16 protein-coding genes are annotated in these 15,991 nt (G+C 58.6%); 4 read left to right on the top strand and 12 right to left on the bottom strand.

Annotation, left to right across the window (positions count from 1 at the left end; genetic code table 11):
* The first annotated feature begins 6 nt into the window (after nucleotides 1-6).
* Both B9Z45_RS09950 and B9Z45_RS09955 read left to right on the top strand, forming a co-directional pair.
* Entirely contained in the window at nucleotides 7-1,014 is a 1,008-nt protein-coding gene (locus B9Z45_RS09950) for a TRAP transporter substrate-binding protein (RefSeq protein ID WP_108407072.1), read from the top strand.
* Between the two features lie 66 nt (nucleotides 1,015-1,080).
* A complete protein-coding gene (locus B9Z45_RS09955; protein ID WP_108407073.1) occupies nucleotides 1,081-2,274 on the top strand; it encodes a mandelate racemase/muconate lactonizing enzyme family protein in 1,194 nt (397 codons plus the stop codon).
* An 86-nt stretch (nucleotides 2,275-2,360) separates the two neighbouring features.
* Here B9Z45_RS09955 and gndA read toward each other — a convergent pair whose 3' ends face one another.
* The 10 genes from gndA to B9Z45_RS10005 are packed head-to-tail and all read right to left on the bottom strand — an operon-like array spanning nucleotide 2,361 to nucleotide 11,165.
* The gene (gndA, locus tag B9Z45_RS09960; protein WP_108407074.1) at nucleotides 2,361-3,770 is read right to left on the bottom strand and encodes an NADP-dependent phosphogluconate dehydrogenase; all 1,410 of its coding nucleotides are present in this window, start codon (nucleotides 3,768-3,770) and stop codon (nucleotides 2,361-2,363) included.
* 9 nt (nucleotides 3,771-3,779) lie between these two features.
* A complete protein-coding gene (locus B9Z45_RS09965) occupies nucleotides 3,780-4,529 on the bottom strand; it encodes an SDR family oxidoreductase (RefSeq protein ID WP_108407075.1) in 750 nt (249 codons plus the stop codon).
* A gap of 39 nt (nucleotides 4,530-4,568) precedes the next feature.
* Nucleotides 4,569-5,609, bottom strand: a complete 1,041-nt coding sequence (locus B9Z45_RS09970) for an L-idonate 5-dehydrogenase (protein WP_108407076.1) — start codon at nucleotides 5,607-5,609, stop codon at nucleotides 4,569-4,571.
* A gap of 24 nt (nucleotides 5,610-5,633) precedes the next feature.
* Nucleotides 5,634-6,401, bottom strand: coding sequence for an SDR family oxidoreductase (locus B9Z45_RS09975; protein WP_199221881.1), 768 nt, complete (start codon nucleotides 6,399-6,401; stop codon nucleotides 5,634-5,636).
* Entirely contained in the window at nucleotides 6,398-7,681 is a 1,284-nt protein-coding gene (locus tag B9Z45_RS09980) for a TRAP transporter large permease (protein ID WP_108407078.1), read from the bottom strand. Before B9Z45_RS09980 ends, B9Z45_RS09975 begins: the two co-directional genes overlap by 4 nt.
* The gene (locus B9Z45_RS09985; protein WP_108407079.1) at nucleotides 7,678-8,217 is read right to left on the bottom strand and encodes a TRAP transporter small permease; all 540 of its coding nucleotides are present in this window, start codon (nucleotides 8,215-8,217) and stop codon (nucleotides 7,678-7,680) included. Before B9Z45_RS09985 ends, B9Z45_RS09980 begins: the two co-directional genes overlap by 4 nt.
* Nucleotides 8,218-8,271: 54 nt before the next feature.
* Nucleotides 8,272-9,246 carry a TRAP transporter substrate-binding protein gene (locus B9Z45_RS09990; RefSeq protein WP_108407080.1) on the bottom strand — a complete coding sequence of 325 codons (975 nt, stop codon included), beginning with the start codon at nucleotides 9,244-9,246 and terminating at the stop codon, nucleotides 8,272-8,274.
* A 39-nt stretch (nucleotides 9,247-9,285) separates the two neighbouring features.
* The gene (locus tag B9Z45_RS09995) at nucleotides 9,286-9,624 is read right to left on the bottom strand and encodes a hypothetical protein (protein ID WP_108407081.1); all 339 of its coding nucleotides are present in this window, start codon (nucleotides 9,622-9,624) and stop codon (nucleotides 9,286-9,288) included.
* An 18-nt stretch (nucleotides 9,625-9,642) separates the two neighbouring features.
* Complete coding sequence (locus B9Z45_RS10000) at nucleotides 9,643-10,188, bottom strand: gluconokinase (RefSeq protein WP_108407082.1); 546 nt, start codon at nucleotides 10,186-10,188, stop codon at nucleotides 9,643-9,645.
* Between the two features lie 14 nt (nucleotides 10,189-10,202).
* A complete protein-coding gene (locus B9Z45_RS10005; protein WP_108407083.1) occupies nucleotides 10,203-11,165 on the bottom strand; it encodes a 2-hydroxyacid dehydrogenase in 963 nt (320 codons plus the stop codon).
* A 191-nt stretch (nucleotides 11,166-11,356) separates the two neighbouring features.
* Here B9Z45_RS10005 and B9Z45_RS10010 point away from each other — a divergent pair, with 191 nt between their 5' ends.
* Nucleotides 11,357-12,412: a LacI family DNA-binding transcriptional regulator gene (locus B9Z45_RS10010; RefSeq protein ID WP_233252158.1), complete on the top strand. Its 1,056-nt coding sequence runs from the start codon at nucleotides 11,357-11,359 to the stop codon at nucleotides 12,410-12,412.
* A 24-nt stretch (nucleotides 12,413-12,436) separates the two neighbouring features.
* Here the strand turns inward: B9Z45_RS10010 and B9Z45_RS10015 are convergent, their stop codons facing one another.
* Nucleotides 12,437-13,426: a 2-hydroxyacid dehydrogenase gene (locus tag B9Z45_RS10015; RefSeq protein ID WP_108407084.1), complete on the bottom strand. Its 990-nt coding sequence runs from the start codon at nucleotides 13,424-13,426 to the stop codon at nucleotides 12,437-12,439.
* A 136-nt stretch (nucleotides 13,427-13,562) separates the two neighbouring features.
* Here B9Z45_RS10015 and B9Z45_RS10020 point away from each other — a divergent pair, with 136 nt between their 5' ends.
* Nucleotides 13,563-13,946, top strand: a complete 384-nt coding sequence (locus B9Z45_RS10020; RefSeq protein ID WP_108407085.1) for a hypothetical protein — start codon at nucleotides 13,563-13,565, stop codon at nucleotides 13,944-13,946.
* Between the two features lie 74 nt (nucleotides 13,947-14,020).
* On the opposite strand, the gene B9Z45_RS10025 is transcribed toward B9Z45_RS10020, so the two are convergent.
* Nucleotides 14,021-15,889, bottom strand: a complete 1,869-nt coding sequence (locus B9Z45_RS10025; RefSeq protein WP_108407086.1) for a DEAD/DEAH box helicase — start codon at nucleotides 15,887-15,889, stop codon at nucleotides 14,021-14,023.
* Nucleotides 15,890-15,991 lie beyond the last annotated feature (102 nt).

Below are 15,991 nucleotides of genomic sequence, written 5' to 3' on the forward strand. Positions count from 1 at the left end.
ACAGTCATGTTGAAACGCAGAAATTTGGTGGCCCTGATTGCGGGCACTTTCATGGTGGCATCCAGCGCTATGGCGCAGTTTGCTGACCGTAACATCAAGTTCACCAATGGTGTAAACGAAGACCACCCGGTGGGTGTGGGCGTCAAGAAAATGCAAGAAGTCTTGGCTGCCAAGACCGGTGGCAAGATGAAGATCACCGCCTTCTGGGGCGGTGCTGCAGGCGGTGACTTGCCGGCCACCCAGGCCTTGCGAGCAGGCACCCAGGAGATGGTTTGCACCTCCAGCTCACCACTGGTGGGCATCATCAAAGAGTTGGGTGTGTTTGACCTGCCTTTCTTGTTTGCCAACGAAAAAGAGGCCGATGCTGTGCTTGACGGCGCTGCGGGCAAATACTTCAATGCCAAGCTGGAAGCGGCAGGCCTGGTCAATCTCGCTTACTGGGAAAACGGGTTTCGCAACCTCACCAACAGCAAGCGGCCTGTGACCAAGCTGGAGGACTTTGATGGCGTCAAAGTTCGCGTGATGCAGAACAATATTTTCCTGGACACTTTCAAGACACTGGGCACCAACGCCGTGCCTATGGCCTTTGGCGAGGTATTTACCGCATTGGAAACCAAGACCATTGACGGTCAGGAAAATCCTTTTGTGACCATTGAAACTTCCAAGTTCAACGAAGTGCAAAAGTACCTGAGCGTGACGCGCCACGCCTATACGCCCTTCTTGATTTTGTACAGCAAGAAACTGTGGGACCAACTGAACCCCCAAGAGCAAGCCGTGTTGCGTGAAGCGGCCTTGGAAGGTCAAAAAGTTCAACGGGCTGCCAACCGTGCCTTGAACGAAAAATCCTTGATCAGCCTCAAATCCAAAGGCATGCAGGTCAACGAAGTGAGTGCAGCCGAGCAAAACCGCATCCGTGCCAAAGTGGCTTCGGTGTATGACAAGCACAAGGACTCGATTGGTGCTGACGCCATCAAGGTGGTGCAGGACGAGTTGAAAAAGTCTCGCGGCGGTTGAGCCATCGCTGTCAGCCCCACAGTCCAAAGCTGTGGGGCTTTTTTAACGCCTGAAATCCTTGCCAACATGAAAATCACCCAACTTGAAACCATCCGTCTGGACGAATTTCCCAACATCATCTGGGTGCGCTTGCACACCGATGAAGGTTTGGTAGGTCTGGGTGAAACCTTCATGGGCGCGCAAGCGGTGGAAGCCTATTTGCATGAGTGGGCTGCGCCCAAACTTTTGGGCCAAGACCCCTTGGCCATTGAGTCACGGCAACGCGACATCACGGGCTATCTGGGCTGGCGGGGTTCGGGGGTTGAAACCCGTGGTAATTCGGCCGTCGATATTGCCTTGTGGGATATTTTCGGAAAGGCAGCCAACATGCCTGTGTGCACGGCACTGGGCGGCAAAAGCCGCGATGAGATTCGCGTTTACAACACCTGTGCCGGTTACCAGTACATCCGCAGCAATGTGAACCAGACCAGTGCCAATTGGGGGCTGGGCGGCCATACTGGACCGTATGAAGACTTGCAGGGGTTTTTGCACCGTGCTGATGAGGTGGCCGAATCGCTGCTCAGCGAGGGCATTACCGGCATGAAAATTTGGCCATTTGATGTGGCCGCTGAAAAGTCCCATGGCCAATACATCAGCCCGCAAGACTTGAACACGGCGCTCGAGCCTTTCCGAAAAATTCGCCAAGCGGTGGGCGACAAGATGGACATCATGGTCGAGTTCCACAGCCTGTGGCGCTTGCCCATGGCGCAAAAGATTTCCCGTGCTTTGAAGGAATTTGACACCTTCTGGCACGAAGACGCCATTCGCATGGACAGCCTGGATTTGCTCAAGCAGTACGCGGTGGACTGCAAGGCGCTGATTTGTGCCAGCGAAACCTTGAGCTACAAATGGGGGTTCAAGGATTACCTGCAAACCGGTGTGGCCGGTGTGGCCATGCTGGACTTGAGTTGGTGCGGCGGTTTGACCGAGGCGCGCAAGATCGCGGCCATGGCCGATGCCTGGCAACTGCCTGTGGCACCGCACGATTGCACAGGGCCGGTGGTGTGGGCCGCGTCCACCCATTTGTCTTTGCACGCACCCAACGCGCTCATTCAAGAAAGCGTGCGTGCCTTTTACAGCGGCTGGTACAAAGAACTGGTGACCGAATTGCCGCAGGTTAAAAACGGCATGATCAGCCTGAATGACAAACCCGGTTTGGGCTTGGAGTTGTTGCCCGATTTGCACAAGCGCGCTGACGCAGTGGTGCGCATCAGCCGTTGATTCATGCACGGGCAGCGCAGCTGGCGCTGGGGAGGGCGCAAAGCTTGGCCTGAGCGCCCCCCTTTTGTGCTTGAACAGGCGGGGTGTCAGTCTATCCAGCGCGTGTGAAATTTACCCGGACGGTCAACGCGTTGGTAAGTGTGTGCGCCAAAATAATCGCGCTGGGCCTGCAGCAAGTTGGCAGGCAAACGGGCTGAGCGGTAGGCGTCGTAGTAACTCAGTGAGCTCATGAACGAAGGCACGGCCACGCCGTGCAAAGCGCCCATGGCCACCACTTCGCGCAGGTCTTGGTGGCAACGGCTCATCACAACGGAAAAATGGCTGTCCATCAACAGGTTATCGAGGTCCGGCGAGCGCTCAAAGCTGGCGCGAATGTCTTCCAGCAAGCGTGCGCGGATGATGCAGCCTGCCCGCCAGACTGAGGCGACCGTTCCCATGGGCAGTTGCCATTGGTGTTCGCGGTCGGCGGCCTTGAGCAGGCTGAAGCCTTGGGCGTAGGCGCAAATTTTGGAGGCCAGCAGTGCATTCTTGATTTGGCTGAGCACAGTATCGCGTGGGCCTGCTGTGCGTGGTGCAGGGCCGGGCAAAACCCGCGAGGCTTTGGCACGTTCGGCGTGCAGGCCACTCACGGTGCGTGCAAAAACGGCGTTGGCAATGGTGGGGGCCGTAACGCCCAGATCGAGCGCAATCTGGCTGGCCCATTTGCCTGTGCCTTTTTGCTCCGCCGTGTCCAAGATCAGGTCCACCAGTGCGCCGCCCGTTTCGGGGTCGGTGTGTGCCAGGATGTCGGCCGTGATGCCGATCAGGTAACTGGCCAATTCGCCCTGGTTCCATTCGCGGAACACTTTGCTCATGTCGGCTGGGCTCATGCCCAGCAAGTTGTGCATCAACCAATAGGCTTCGCAAATGGTTTGCATGTCGGCGTATTCGATGCCGTTGTGCACCATCTTCACGAAGTGGCCAGAGCCGCCTGGGCCCATCCATTCGCAGCAAGGCTGGCCATCGTCGGTTTTGGCGGCAATGGCTTGCAGCATGGGTTGTAGAAGTGGCCAAGCCGCAGCCGCACCACCTGGCATCAAGGCGGGGCCGCGCAAAGCGCCTTCTTCACCGCCGCTCACGCCCGCAACCACGTAGTGAATGCCCGAGTCATCGAGGGCCTGCATGCGGCGCTGGGTGTCGGTGTAGAGGGTGTTGCCCCCGTCCATGACCACATCACCCGCGTTCAGCAAAGGGCTCAATTCTGACAACACCGCATCGACGGCGGCCCCGGCGGGCACCATGATCCATACGCAGCGGGGCTGCTGCAAGCTGCCCACCAGATCGGCGAGCGAGGCGGCCGCCTGTGCGTTCAGCCCCTGGGTGCGCTGGGCAAAGCTTTCACGTTTGCTCGCGCTGAGGTCAAATCCGGAGACCGAAAAACCGTTGCGCTCCAGGTTGAGCGCCAGGTTTTCGCCCATCACGCCCAGGCCCACCAGGCCAATGTCCATCGCTTGCATGTGCTGGGCTCAACCTCGGCCCACAAAAGGCATGTTGGTGGCCATCACCGTGGTGAACAGGATGTTCGCTGAAAGGGGCAGGCGGGCCATGGTCATGAAAGTTTCGACCACAGCCGACATGTCCATGCGCGGCTCTGCCTTGATGCTCAGATCGGCCTGGTGCACGCCTTGGGCCATTTTCAGGGTCATGTCGGAGGCCACGTTGCCAATGTCGATTTGGCCCACGGCGATGTTGTACGGGCGACCGTCCAGCGAAGCGGCGCGGGTCAGACCCGAGATGGCGTGCTTGGTGGCGGTGTAGGCGATCGAGCCTGGACGCGGGACATGCGCCGAAATGGAGCCGTTGTTGATGATGCGGCCACCTTGGGGACTTTGGTCCTGCATCAGTTTGAAGGCATGGGAGAGCGTGTAAAACGCACCGTTCAGGTTGATGTCCACCGCACGGCGCCATTCGTCGCCGGACAGGTCGCCCGGCAAAGTGTAGGGCAGGGAAATGCCGGCATTGTTGAACACCAGATCCAGTCGACCAAAGCGTGTGCGGATCTGCTCAAACAGGGCTTTGACTTCGGCTTCTTTGGATAAATCGGTCGGGATGGCGTGGGCATTGGCGGCATGGGGGCCGGCTTCGGCCACAGCCGTGGCCAGTGCATCGGCCCGGCGACCGACCAGCACGACTTGCCAGCCTTCTTTGAGCAAGGCCTGGGCGCAAGCTTTGCCAATGCCGGAACTGGCGCCAGTGACGAGGGCAATTTGACTCATGGTGATGACTTTCTTTAAAGACTTGGAAGCGCCTTATTTTCAGGCGGATTGAAAAGCAATCTGTACCTTGAGTGACTGGCTCTTGTCAGCCGCCAGGTCGAAGGCTTCGATGGCGCGGTCCACAGGCAGCACGCCGGTGATGACCGGTTTGCCGTTGACCAGACCTTCGTTCAAAAAGCGAACGGCAGTGGCAAATTCGGCATGGAAGCGGAAGGTGCCACGCAAGTCGACTTCTTTGGCCACCAGTTGCGTCATCGGCAGGCTGATGTCACCGCCCATGCCCACCGTGATGAGCACACCCCGTGGCACGATGGTGTCCAGGCCGACGCGCAGTGCAGCCTCGCTGCCAGAGGCCTCAAAAACGGCATCAAACTGACCCTTGTCGGCTTTGTATTTGTCCAGAGCATCGGCCTGGGTTTTCAGGTTGATGAGCTCGTCTGCACCCATTTCCTTGGCGCACTTGAGGGGCAGGTCGGCAATGTCGGCCGCCACGATGCGCGCTGCGCCCGCCCGCCTTAAAGCGCCAATGAGCAAGGACCCGATGGGGCCACAGCCCGTCACCAGCACCTGTTTGCCCAGCACGCTGCCTGCGCGTTGGATGGCATGCAGTCCCACCGAAAGGGGTTCTGCCAGGGCGGCTTCTGACAGGCTCAGGTGGTCTGCAATGGGGTGCGCCTGGTAGCCCTCGATGATCAGTTGTTCGCTGAACGCGCCCTGGATGTGCGGAAAGGGCATGGCGCTGCCGTAAAACCGCATGTTTAGGCAATGGTTGTGCTGACCCGCCTGGCAAAAGCGGCAGTGGCCACAAGGGCGCGAAGGCGAGATGGCGATGCGTTGACCTTTTGTGATACCTGTGACGCCGGCACCCAAGCCATCCACAGTGCCTGAAATTTCGTGGCCCAAGGCAATCGGTTGCTTGATGCGCACCGTGCCAAACCCGCCGTGCTGGTAATAGTGCAAGTCAGAGCCGCAAATGCCGCCGTAGGCCACATTGACACGCAGTTGGTTTTCGCCCATCACGGGCAGTTCGGTGTGCTCAATGCGCAGGTCTTTGGCGGAGTGGCAGACAACGGATTTCATGCGGAGGCTTTCAAAAAAAGGTGTTCAAAGGGTGGCGGTCACGCCACCGTCTACATATAGGATGTGACCATTCACAAATCGCGAAGCATCGCTGACCAGAAAAACGGCCGCGCCACCCAGGTCCTCGACATCGCCCCAGCGGCGGCTGGGCGTGCGGCCCACCAGCCAGCTGCTGAAAGCCGGGTCGTCCACCAGCTTCTGGTTCAGTTCGGTCTTGAAGTAGCCCGGCCCAATGCCGTTGACGTTGATGCCAAACTGGCCCCAGTCAATCGCCATGCCCTTGGTGAGCATTTTCACGGCACCCTTGGTGGCGGTGTAAGGGGCGATGCCGGGGCGGCCCAGTTCGCTTTGCACTGAGCAGATGTTGATGATCTTGCCGCGACCACGCGGGATCATTTTTTTGGCAACCGCCTGGCCCACGTAGTAAACGCTGTCCAGGTTGGTCTTCATGATGGTGTGCCAGTCGGCATCCTGGTATTCGTGCAGCGGCCCCCGAATTTGCATGCCGGCGTTGTTGATCAGGATATCGATAGGCCCAACGGCCTCGATCTGGTCCACGGCCGCACGCACGCTGTCGGCATCGGTCACGTCAAATACCGCGCTGCTGGCTGACAGTCCTTGCGCCTGCAGGGCTTGCTGCGCAGCCGTGACCTTGCTGGCGGTACGGCCATTCAAGATGACATGGGCCCCGGCTTGCGCCAGCGCCTCGGCCAGTGCCAGGCCAATGCCTGCCGATGAGCCGGTGATCAGGGCGCGACGGCCTTCAAGGTGAAAAGAGTTCAGAACTGTCATCGCGCCAACATCCATTTGAGTGGGGTCATCACCAATTCAGGAAAAGCAATCAAAGATCCCATGACCAAAATCTGTGAAAACAAGAACGGCATAACACCACGGATCACATCGTGCATGGGGATTCGCCCCACGCCGCACACCACATTGAGCACCGTGCCCACGGGCGGCGTCAGCAAGCCAATGGCGTTGTTCATGATGAACAGCACGCCAAAGTACACCGGATCGATGCCGGCTTCGCGCACCAAGGGCATGAGCACCGGCGTGAGGATCAGAACCGTCGGTGCAAAGTCGAGCGCCGTCCCCACAATCATCACCAGCAGCATCAGCATGACCATCAACAGGGTTTTGTTGTCGATGAACGGCCGCAAAATTTCAACAATTTGGGCCGGGATGTTGGCCACCGTGATCAGCCAGGCCGATACCAAGGCGGCCGCCACCAAAAACATCACCACTGAAGAGGTTTTGGCCGCCGACAGGATGATGCGGTACAAGTCCTTGACTTTGATCTCTCGGTAGATGAACAGGCCCACAAGCAAGGAATACACCACTGCCACCACCGCCGCTTCGGTGGGTGTGAAGACGCCCATTTTCATGCCGCCTATGATCACAATGGCCAACAGATAAGACCAAAATGCGTTGAGGGTCACCGAGATACGTTCTTTGAAAGGGACTTTGGCAGCGACCACGACATTGTCTTTTCGGGCCACGATCCACCAGGTCACGATCAGGGCAAAACCCATCATGAGCCCCGGAAAGATGCCCGCCATGAAGAGCTTGGAGATCGATACGCCGCCGATCACGCCAAACAGGATGAAGCCAATCGAGGGCGGGATCACAGGCGCAATGATGCCCCCCGCAGCAATCAGGCCGGCAGACCGGTCCATGCGATAACCTGCATCGCGCATCATGGGCATCATCACGGCCGCCAAGGCCGCAGTATCGGCCACGGCCGAGCCCGACAAACTGGCCATCACGATGGCGGCAAATACGGCGACATAACCCAGGCCGCCACGAAAGTGTCCGACCCAGACCATGGCCGAGTTGACGATGCGCCGGCTCATGCCGCCTGCGTTCATCAGCTCGCCAGCCAGCATGAAAAAAGGCACGGCCATCAGCGGAAAGTTGTCGGCGCCGTTGATCAGGTTCTGCGAGACGATTTGCGTGTCGAAGTTATCAAGGTGAAGCATCAATGCCACACCCGACACCAGCAGCGAAAAGGCCAGTGGCATGCCCAACGCCATGGCCGCAAGCAGGGAAACAATGAAAACAAGAACGGTCATTTGATGTCTTTTGAGGTGTGCACTGTGATGACTTCTTCGGAGTCTTGCACCTGAATCAGATCGGTCTCTTTGAATTCGCCTTTGGACAGCTTGATCAGTTTGCCGATGATCATCAAGCCCATGGCCACGCTGGTGATGTAGCCGACACCGTAAACCCAGCTCATGGGGATCTCGGTGACGGCTGAGCGGGTAGTGGCGTTGATGCCATGCTGCTTGAGAGTGCCGTAAAACATCAGGGTGCAGCAGCCCAGCATGAGCACATTGGAGAGGGCGAAAGCCACTTTTTTGCCGGACAAACTGAGTTTTCTGACCAGGGAGTCCAGGCCCAAATGCCCGTTTTCACGCATGGTGACGATCGCACCCAGGAATGTGATCCAGATGAATAAAAATCGTGACAACTCTTCCGAACTGATGATGCCGTCGTTAAAACCGTAGCGCAAAACCACATTGCCGAACACCATGATGACCATGGCCGACAACATGATGACCAGCGTGAATTCAGCCAGTCGGAAAAACAGGTCGTTGATTTTGTTCATTTTCAGTTGAAAGAATGCCCCCCTTCACAGGGGGGCGTTGTATCACTCAAACCATTACTTGGTGTCTTCAATGGCTTTCAGCAAAGCGGTGCCGCTTTTTTCGCCAAAGGTCTTGGCGATCTCGGCAGAGACGATTTTCTGGAATGGGGCCATGTCCACTTTCTCGATCACCTGCATGCCCGACTTCTTCAGGTCAGCCACCACCTTGCTTGCGTTGGAGGCGTTCAGGTTGCGTTGGTAAGTCGCGGCTTCACGGGCCGAGTCGACGATCACTTTCTGGAAGTTGGCCGGCAGGCTGTCGAACTTGGCCTTGTTCATGGCCACGACCAGGGGCGAGTAAACGTGGTTGCTGATGGTCATGTGCTTTTGCACTTCGTAAAACTTCGACGACCAGGTCACGTTGATGGGGTGCTCTTGCGCGTCAAAGGTGCCGGTTTCGAGTGCGGTGTAAAGCTCGGCAATTGGCATGGGCGAGGGGTTCATGCCCAGCAGCTTGAAGGCCTGGATGTGGTAAGGGTTGGGTGTGGAGCGGATCTTCAGGCCCTTCAAATCTTCGGGCTTGTTGACGGGACGTTTGTTGTTGGTGAACGAGCGCCAGCCGTTTTCCCAGTAGGCAAGGCCCGTCAAGCCGTGCGGGGCCAATTCGTTGAGCACGCCAGTTCCCACGGCACCATCGAGCACCTTGTAGGCGTGTTGGGCATCACGGAACACGAAGGGCAATTCCATGGCGGCCGTGTTCGGCACAATGCCGTTGAAGTTGGAGGCGCCGCTGGAAACGATGTCAATCGTGCCGCCGCGTGTGCCGTTGATCATGGCGGCGTCATTGCCCAACTGGTTGGCGGGAAAGATGGTGATTTCCACATCCCCATTGGTGCGTTGCTTGACCAGTTCGGCCAGCTTCAGGGCAGCAGCGTGTTGGCCGTCGGTGGTGTTGACGGCATGGCCCATTTTCAGGTTGAACTTGGCGGCGTAAGCGCTGGAGCCGACGGCGGCCACGAGGCAGGCGAGAAGGATGCGGGAAAGTTTCATGGTGTTGTCTCCTGGGTTAAAAATGGTGGGTCTAAAAACTCAATTGGTGGGCAGCGCGTATTCGTCCGCGCTGAAGACGGTGTGAAACACAGTGCCATCGAACATGGCGATCAAATCCTTGGACACTTCGCGGCTTTTCATGCGAACTTCCGAGGCCAGTGCAATCTCGATGGATTCGCGGGTGGGGTAGCGCACGGAAAGCACCATGCCGAAATGCGGATCGGCCACGTCGCTTTCGACCTGACGCAATACGCGCACTTCCTGTGCGCCCGGAAAGCGTGTCCAAAGGGGGACGAGTTGTTCGCGGATATAGCGGTTGAACGCGTCTTCCATGCCGGGTTTGACTTGGCCTTGAAAAAATGCACATCGGATAAACATGAGGGGGCTTTCAAAAAATCAGAGTGTTGCGGGATCGCGAGGGCGTGCAGGAAGTGGGTGTGCCTGCAGATCGAAAAGTGCCTGGTTCACCAAGTCTGCCACTGGTTCGATGATGGGCAGGCAGATGACATCGGTTTCATCGTGCTGGGGTATTTCCAGCGCTTCAAATTGACTGGTGAGCAAGCCGGGTTGCATGTAGTGGCCCACACGCTGGCTCAGGCGTTGTTCGATCAATTCAAAATCGCCCTTCAAAAATAAAAAACGCACCTCGCCCGCTTGTTGGCGAATGCGGTCGCGGTACGCCCGTTTGAGTGCCGAGCAAGCGACCACGCGACCTTGCTCTTGCGCTTGGGCCAGGTAAGCCCCGATCCGGTCCAGCCAGGGCCAGCGGTCGGCGTCTTGCAAGGCCACACCAGCACGCATCTTGGCCACGCTTTCAGGCAGATGCAGGTCATCGCCATCGACCATTTCGAGGCCCAGGCGTTCGCTCAAAGCATTTGCCATGGTTGATTTCCCGCAACCGGACACGCCCATGACGATGAGCCGCAATGTTGATGTGGACATGTTGCGTTTAAGGCTTACTTGGACAGCATGGCCATGCACTCTGGCACGGGTGTGCGCAAGGGCTGGCCCGAAATGCCGGCTTGCATGTTGGCAAAAGCCAGATCGGCCATGGCCTGACGGGTTTCGGTGGTGGCGCTGGCCATGTGCGGCGTCAGCACCACATTGCCCATGGACCAGAGCGCTTCAGGAACCTGTGGCTCGTTGGCAAACACATCGAGGCCTGCACCCGCGATGGTGCCGTTTTGCAAGGCCTGTATCAGGGCTTGCTCGTCGACCACGCTGCCACGCGCTACGTTGATCAAAAAGCCGCGGGGACCCAAAGCCTGGAGAACCTCTGCGTTGATCAGATGGTGGGTGCCTGCGCCGCCGGGCGTGATGACCACCAGGAAATCGACCTGTGCTGCAAGTGCGGCAGCCGATGCAAAGAAACGGTAGCCCGAATCCGGTTTTTCGGTGCGTGCGGTGTAGGCAATCGACATGCCGAATCCACTGGCACGTTTTGCGATCGCTTTGCCAATGCGGCCCATGCCCACGATGCCCATGCGGGCGCCTGATACCTTGCGAGCCAATGCGATCGGTCCATTGGGCCATTGGCCTGCGCGAACAAATTTGTCAGCTTGCGGGATGGTCCGACCGACCGAGAGCACCAGGCCCATGGCCAGATCGGCCACGTCATCGGTCAGCACATCGGGTGTGTGGGTCACTGGAATGCCATGTTCGATGGCGGCAGGCACATCCACGCCGTCGTAGCCCACGCCAAACACGGACACCACTTTGGCTTGAGGCAATTGCGACAACAAGCTGCGAGGCACGCTGGCTTCGCCCGTGCCCGCAACCCCCACGATCCGAGGGGCCAGCGCAGCAAAAGCAGCGGGGTCGGTCACATGGGTGCGATCGTGCACGGTGTAAATAGACTCCAATGCTTTTTGGTAGAAGGGGTGGAGTTTGGCGACAGCCAGTACATCGGGTTTCGACACTTCAATTGCTCCATTCGGAAAATAGTCATGGGACAGCGCTGTCCAATGAATTCAAAAAAAAGTTTTAACAAATATTCAAGAGAATGGCCCACAGATCAGGGTTTTCCATAAATCTGCAAAATCTTGCTGGAAAATTTTTGGATAGCGCTATCCTATCGACAGCTGAATTGAATTCTTCTCCGGATTAACCCTTGCCTTACACTGTTTTGCCCCTTCACAAAAGCGTCAAAAGCCATCGCGCGACAGGCCGCATCACCTTGAGCGATGTGGCACGCGCTGCAGGGGTCAGTCCCAGCACCGTTTCGCGTGCACTGCGCGGGGAAAGGGCGGTGGACCCAGCCCTGATTGAGCGCGTGCAAGCGGTCTCCAGCAGGCTTGGCTATGTGCCCGACCCGGCCGCCCGCGCCTTGGCCTCGCAACGCAGCAACCACGTGGCCATCTTGATTCCACTGTTGTCCAACGCCTTGTTTGTGGACTTGCTGGATGCGGCTCAAAAAACACTGCGCGCAGCAGGCTTTCAAACCCTCATGGGCGTGACCCACTACGACGCCAGCGAAGAAGAGCAATTGTTGCGCGAGCAATTGCTGCACCGTCCAGCGGGCTTGCTGGTCACGGGCCTGGACCACAACCCGGTCACACGCAAGCTCATGGAGAGCATCCAGGTGCCCTGCGTGCACCTGATGGATTTGCCCGGCAGCACCATGGCCGATCAACCGTATTGCGTAGGGTTTCAACAAGCTGAGGCGGGTGCAGCGCTGACCCGACATGTGTTGTCGACAGGGCGCAAGCGCATCGCATTTGCTGCGGCGCAACTGGACCCGCGTGTGATGCAGCGCCTGAACGGTTGGCGCAGTGCTTTGCAGGCCGCAGGCGTTTACGAGCCCACGCTGGAGTTTCTTAACCCCGCGCCATCATCGCTGGCTTTGGGTGGCGTGATGTTTGAGCAAATCATGCAGCAGCGCCCGTCCGTCGATGCCATCTTTTTTTGCAATGACGATTTGGCGCAAGGGGCTTTGATGACCGCTTTGCGCATGGGCATTGCCGTACCGTCGCAGGTGGCCATTGCTGGTTTCAACGACCTGACTGGCAGCGACCAGATGTTGCCTACGTTGACCACGGTGCGCACGCCCCGCGCCCAGATTGGCGAAGCCGCTGCACAAATGTTGCTGATGCTGATGCGGGGCGAGGCACCCCCATCCGCGCAGATCGATCTCGGCTTTGAAATTTTGCATCGCCAAAGCACCTGAGTGAACAGGTTGTCGGCACCAGCCTTAGGCTTGCCCGTGCAGCACATTGATCAGCTTTTCACCCCGGCTGAGGCGTCCAATGTTCTCGGCCAGTGTCTCTTGCCTGCGCCGCACCGTGCCCGCTGTCCAGCCCGACATGTGAGGGGTCATGAGCACATTGTCCAGAGCGGCAAAGTCGTATTGGGAGGGCGCGCATTCGGCTTGTGTGAGCGTGGGGTACTGGTACCAGGTGTCGATCACGGCACCGCCAATCCGGCGTGATGCCAGCGCGTCATAAAGCGCCTTTTCATCGATCACTGCGCCGCGGCCCACGTTCATCAATACGGCATCGGGGCGCATGGTTGCCAGCGCCTGGGCGTTGACCAGGCCCTGTGTGTTGTCGGTCAGGGGCAGGCTGACCACCACCGCATCGGCCGAGCCCATGAAGTCCTGCAGGGCATCCAGCGTCCAGCTTTGGTCAACCATGGGGTGGCGGACCGGGCTGCGGTTGGCCACATGCACCCGCATGCCAAAAGCTTTGGCACGGTGGGCCACGGTCTGGGCAATGTGTCCAAAACCCAGCAGCCCCAGGGTTTGTGTGCCCAGTTCGGTGCGCAAGGCGCCCTGGCGACCCGCCGATAAAGTCCAGCGTTGCTGGCGCAGATCTTGGTCGGCGCGCGCGAAAGGCAAATGGCGCATGAGCAAGGCTGCGATCACGTATTCTGCGATGGCATTTTCATGGCCAAAGCAGTTGGCCAGTGCGCACTGCGAAGGCAGCAGCGCGGTGTGGATGGCATCTGTGCCTGCAGCAGGGGCATGGAATAGCCGAGCATTCATGGGCCGCGGCATGCCGTCGCTCAGTTTGATGCCGATCACCACGTCGGCGCTTTCGTAATGCGACCTTTCATGGGCTTGCTCCAGGGCGTCAGAGAGGTCGAGGATCTGGTGCACAGGGTCGATGAGCTGCTCAAAGCCTGTGCGGAAGTTGGCCGCGTTCTGGCCGTGAAAAACAATTTTCAAAGGAGAGGCGTTCATGTTGTCTCAGGTCCGTTGTGGTGTGTCTGCGCACTTGCACTGCGCGCCACTATGCCAGAAGCAATTTTCAGTTCTCTGAGTTTGGTGACTGCTCAGCGACAATCAGGCCTTCATATTTGTTGCGAGATTCAAGGCCATGACCCAGCTTAAAAAAGTCGTACTCTTCACCGACACCGATGGCCGCGCCCGTTTTCGCGATGACTCTGTCGCCCTCAACGAAGGAACGCCCCAGAGCCAGTTGTCGGCGCTGATGGCTGCATCGGCTTGCCAGTTGCGACAAAGCCCGGTGGGCTTTCGCAGCAACTTTCACTGCTCGGGTCATCCGCAATGGCTTTTTGTACTGGGCGGTCAAATGGAGATTTTTCTGCAAGACGGCAGTTCACGCATTTTTGGGCCAGGTGAGTTTTTCTATTCGGCCGACACCTTGCCCGAGGGTGCGACGTTCGATGCCACGCTCCATGGCCACTGGAGCCGTCAGCTGGGCTCAGATCCGCTGGTGACCTTGTTCGTGCGCGACTGAACGGCAGGGCGGGCAGCGGTTAAAAAAAGAGCCCGCATGTGCGGGCTCTTTTGCTATTCACGGGCAAGTGCTGTTCAGCGACCGAAACCTCGGCCACCGCCACCGCCACCATAGCCGCGGTTTCCACCACCGCCACCACCGCCGCCACCACCGCCACCACCGCCACCACCGCCACCACGGCGGCGGTTGCCACTGGCCAGACTGTCGATGCTGGTACGAGTGGGGTCGGGTTGGCCGCTGGAGCGAACTGGATTGCGGTTGGGCAAATCCAGGCGTGCAAATTGGGTGGTTTTCAAGGGATCAATGTGGCGTGGCAACTCGTCGCCATCACCGTGGCGGCTGTCTTGACCGCCGCCCTGACCTCCGCGTGCCTGATTTTGGCCACGTCCTTCGGGGCGCGGGCCGTTGTGGCGGGGAGCTGGACGACCTTGCCCATCACCACGGTTGTCAAAACGCGGGTCGCCCCGTTGTTCTTGACCGCGACCGCCGCCTTCGCGACCGCCTTCGCGGCGTCCATCGCCCTGGCCTTCAAAACGCGGACCTGCCGGGCCATTGCGGCGCGACGGCGCAGGGCCATTGCGCGATGGGCGGGCAGGGCCTTGGCCCTCGCCACGCGGCTGACGCGGGCCTTGACCGCCTGCGCCACCACCCACTGCGACCTTGTTGTCGCGGATGCGTTGCATCATGTCCTGGCGCGCGGCCTTGGCCGCTGCAGCCATCACATCGCGGCCTGGTGGCTTGCCTGCGCCACCCCAAAGGGTTTGGCGACCCATGGCGATGGGCTCTGCAATTTCACCTGAGTCGGGGCCAAAGCCTTCGAGCAACTGCACCGGAATTTCTTGCTTGGTGAAGCGTTCGATGTCCATCATGAAGCCTTCTTCGTCCAGACAGACCAGGCTCACAGCTTCGCCGCTGGCGCCTGCTCGGCCGGTACGGCCAATGCGGTGCACATAGTCTTCAGAGACGTTGGGAATTTCGAAGTTCACCACGTGTGGCAAGTCTTCGATATCGATGCCGCGCGCAGCAATGTCTGTGGCCACCAGGGCGCGGATGTCGCCCAGTTTGAAACCGGCCAAAGCCTGTGTACGGGCAGTCTGGCTCTTGTTGCCGTGCAAGGCCATGGCCTTGACGCCGTTTTTGGTCAGGAAGTCGGCCACGTTGTTGGCGCCGAATTTGGTACGGGTGAAGACCAGCACCTGGCTCCAGTCGTGCTTTTGGATGATGTGCAGCAGCACGTCTTTTTTCTTGTTGCGGCCGACCGGGTGGATCACCTGTGTGATGCGTTGCACCGTGGTGTTGCTGGGCGTGACCTGGATGCTCTGGGGGTTCTTGAGCAGGTTGCTGGCCAATTCGCGGATTTCATCGCTGAAGGTGGCCGAGAACAACAAGCTTTGCTTGTCTTTTGGCACCAGGGCCAACACCTTCTTCACATCGTGGATGAAGCCCATGTCCAGCATGCGATCAGCTTCGTCAAGGACCAGCATTTCGACGCTGGACAGGTCGAGGAAGCCCTGACCCTGCAGGTCGAGCAAGCGACCGGGGGTGGCCACCAGAATGTCCACGCCACGTTTGATTTTGCTGATTTGCGGGTTCATGCCCACACCACCAAAGATCACGGTGGAATCGAGTTGCAGGTATTTGCCGTACTCACGCACCGACTCTTCGACCTGGGCTGCCAGTTCTCGGGTGGGGGTCAAAACCAAAGCGCGGATGGCTTTGCCGCCGAAGCGGTTTTTCCCGGGCTCACTCAGGCTCAGCTTGTGCAGCATCGGCAGGGTGAAGGCAGCGGTTTTGCCTGTGCCTGTTTGTGCACCCGCCAGCAAGTCTTTTCCAGCCAGAACGGCTGGAATGGCTTGTGCCTGGATAGGTGTGGGGGTTTCGTAGCCGAGCTCGCGCACAGCTTGCATGAGGGCCGGGGCCAGATTCAATTCTTCAAAGTTCATTTTTTCAGAGCGCCAAGTCCGGCGCAGGCATCGGCTCATTCAACTGCGGGTGGCAGTTACCAGTGTTGGCCGATATGTCTTACAGGGTGGGCATGGAAACCG

This window comes from Limnohabitans sp. 2KL-17, assembly GCF_003063415.1.
Lineage (GTDB): Bacteria > Pseudomonadota > Gammaproteobacteria > Burkholderiales > Burkholderiaceae_C > Limnohabitans_A.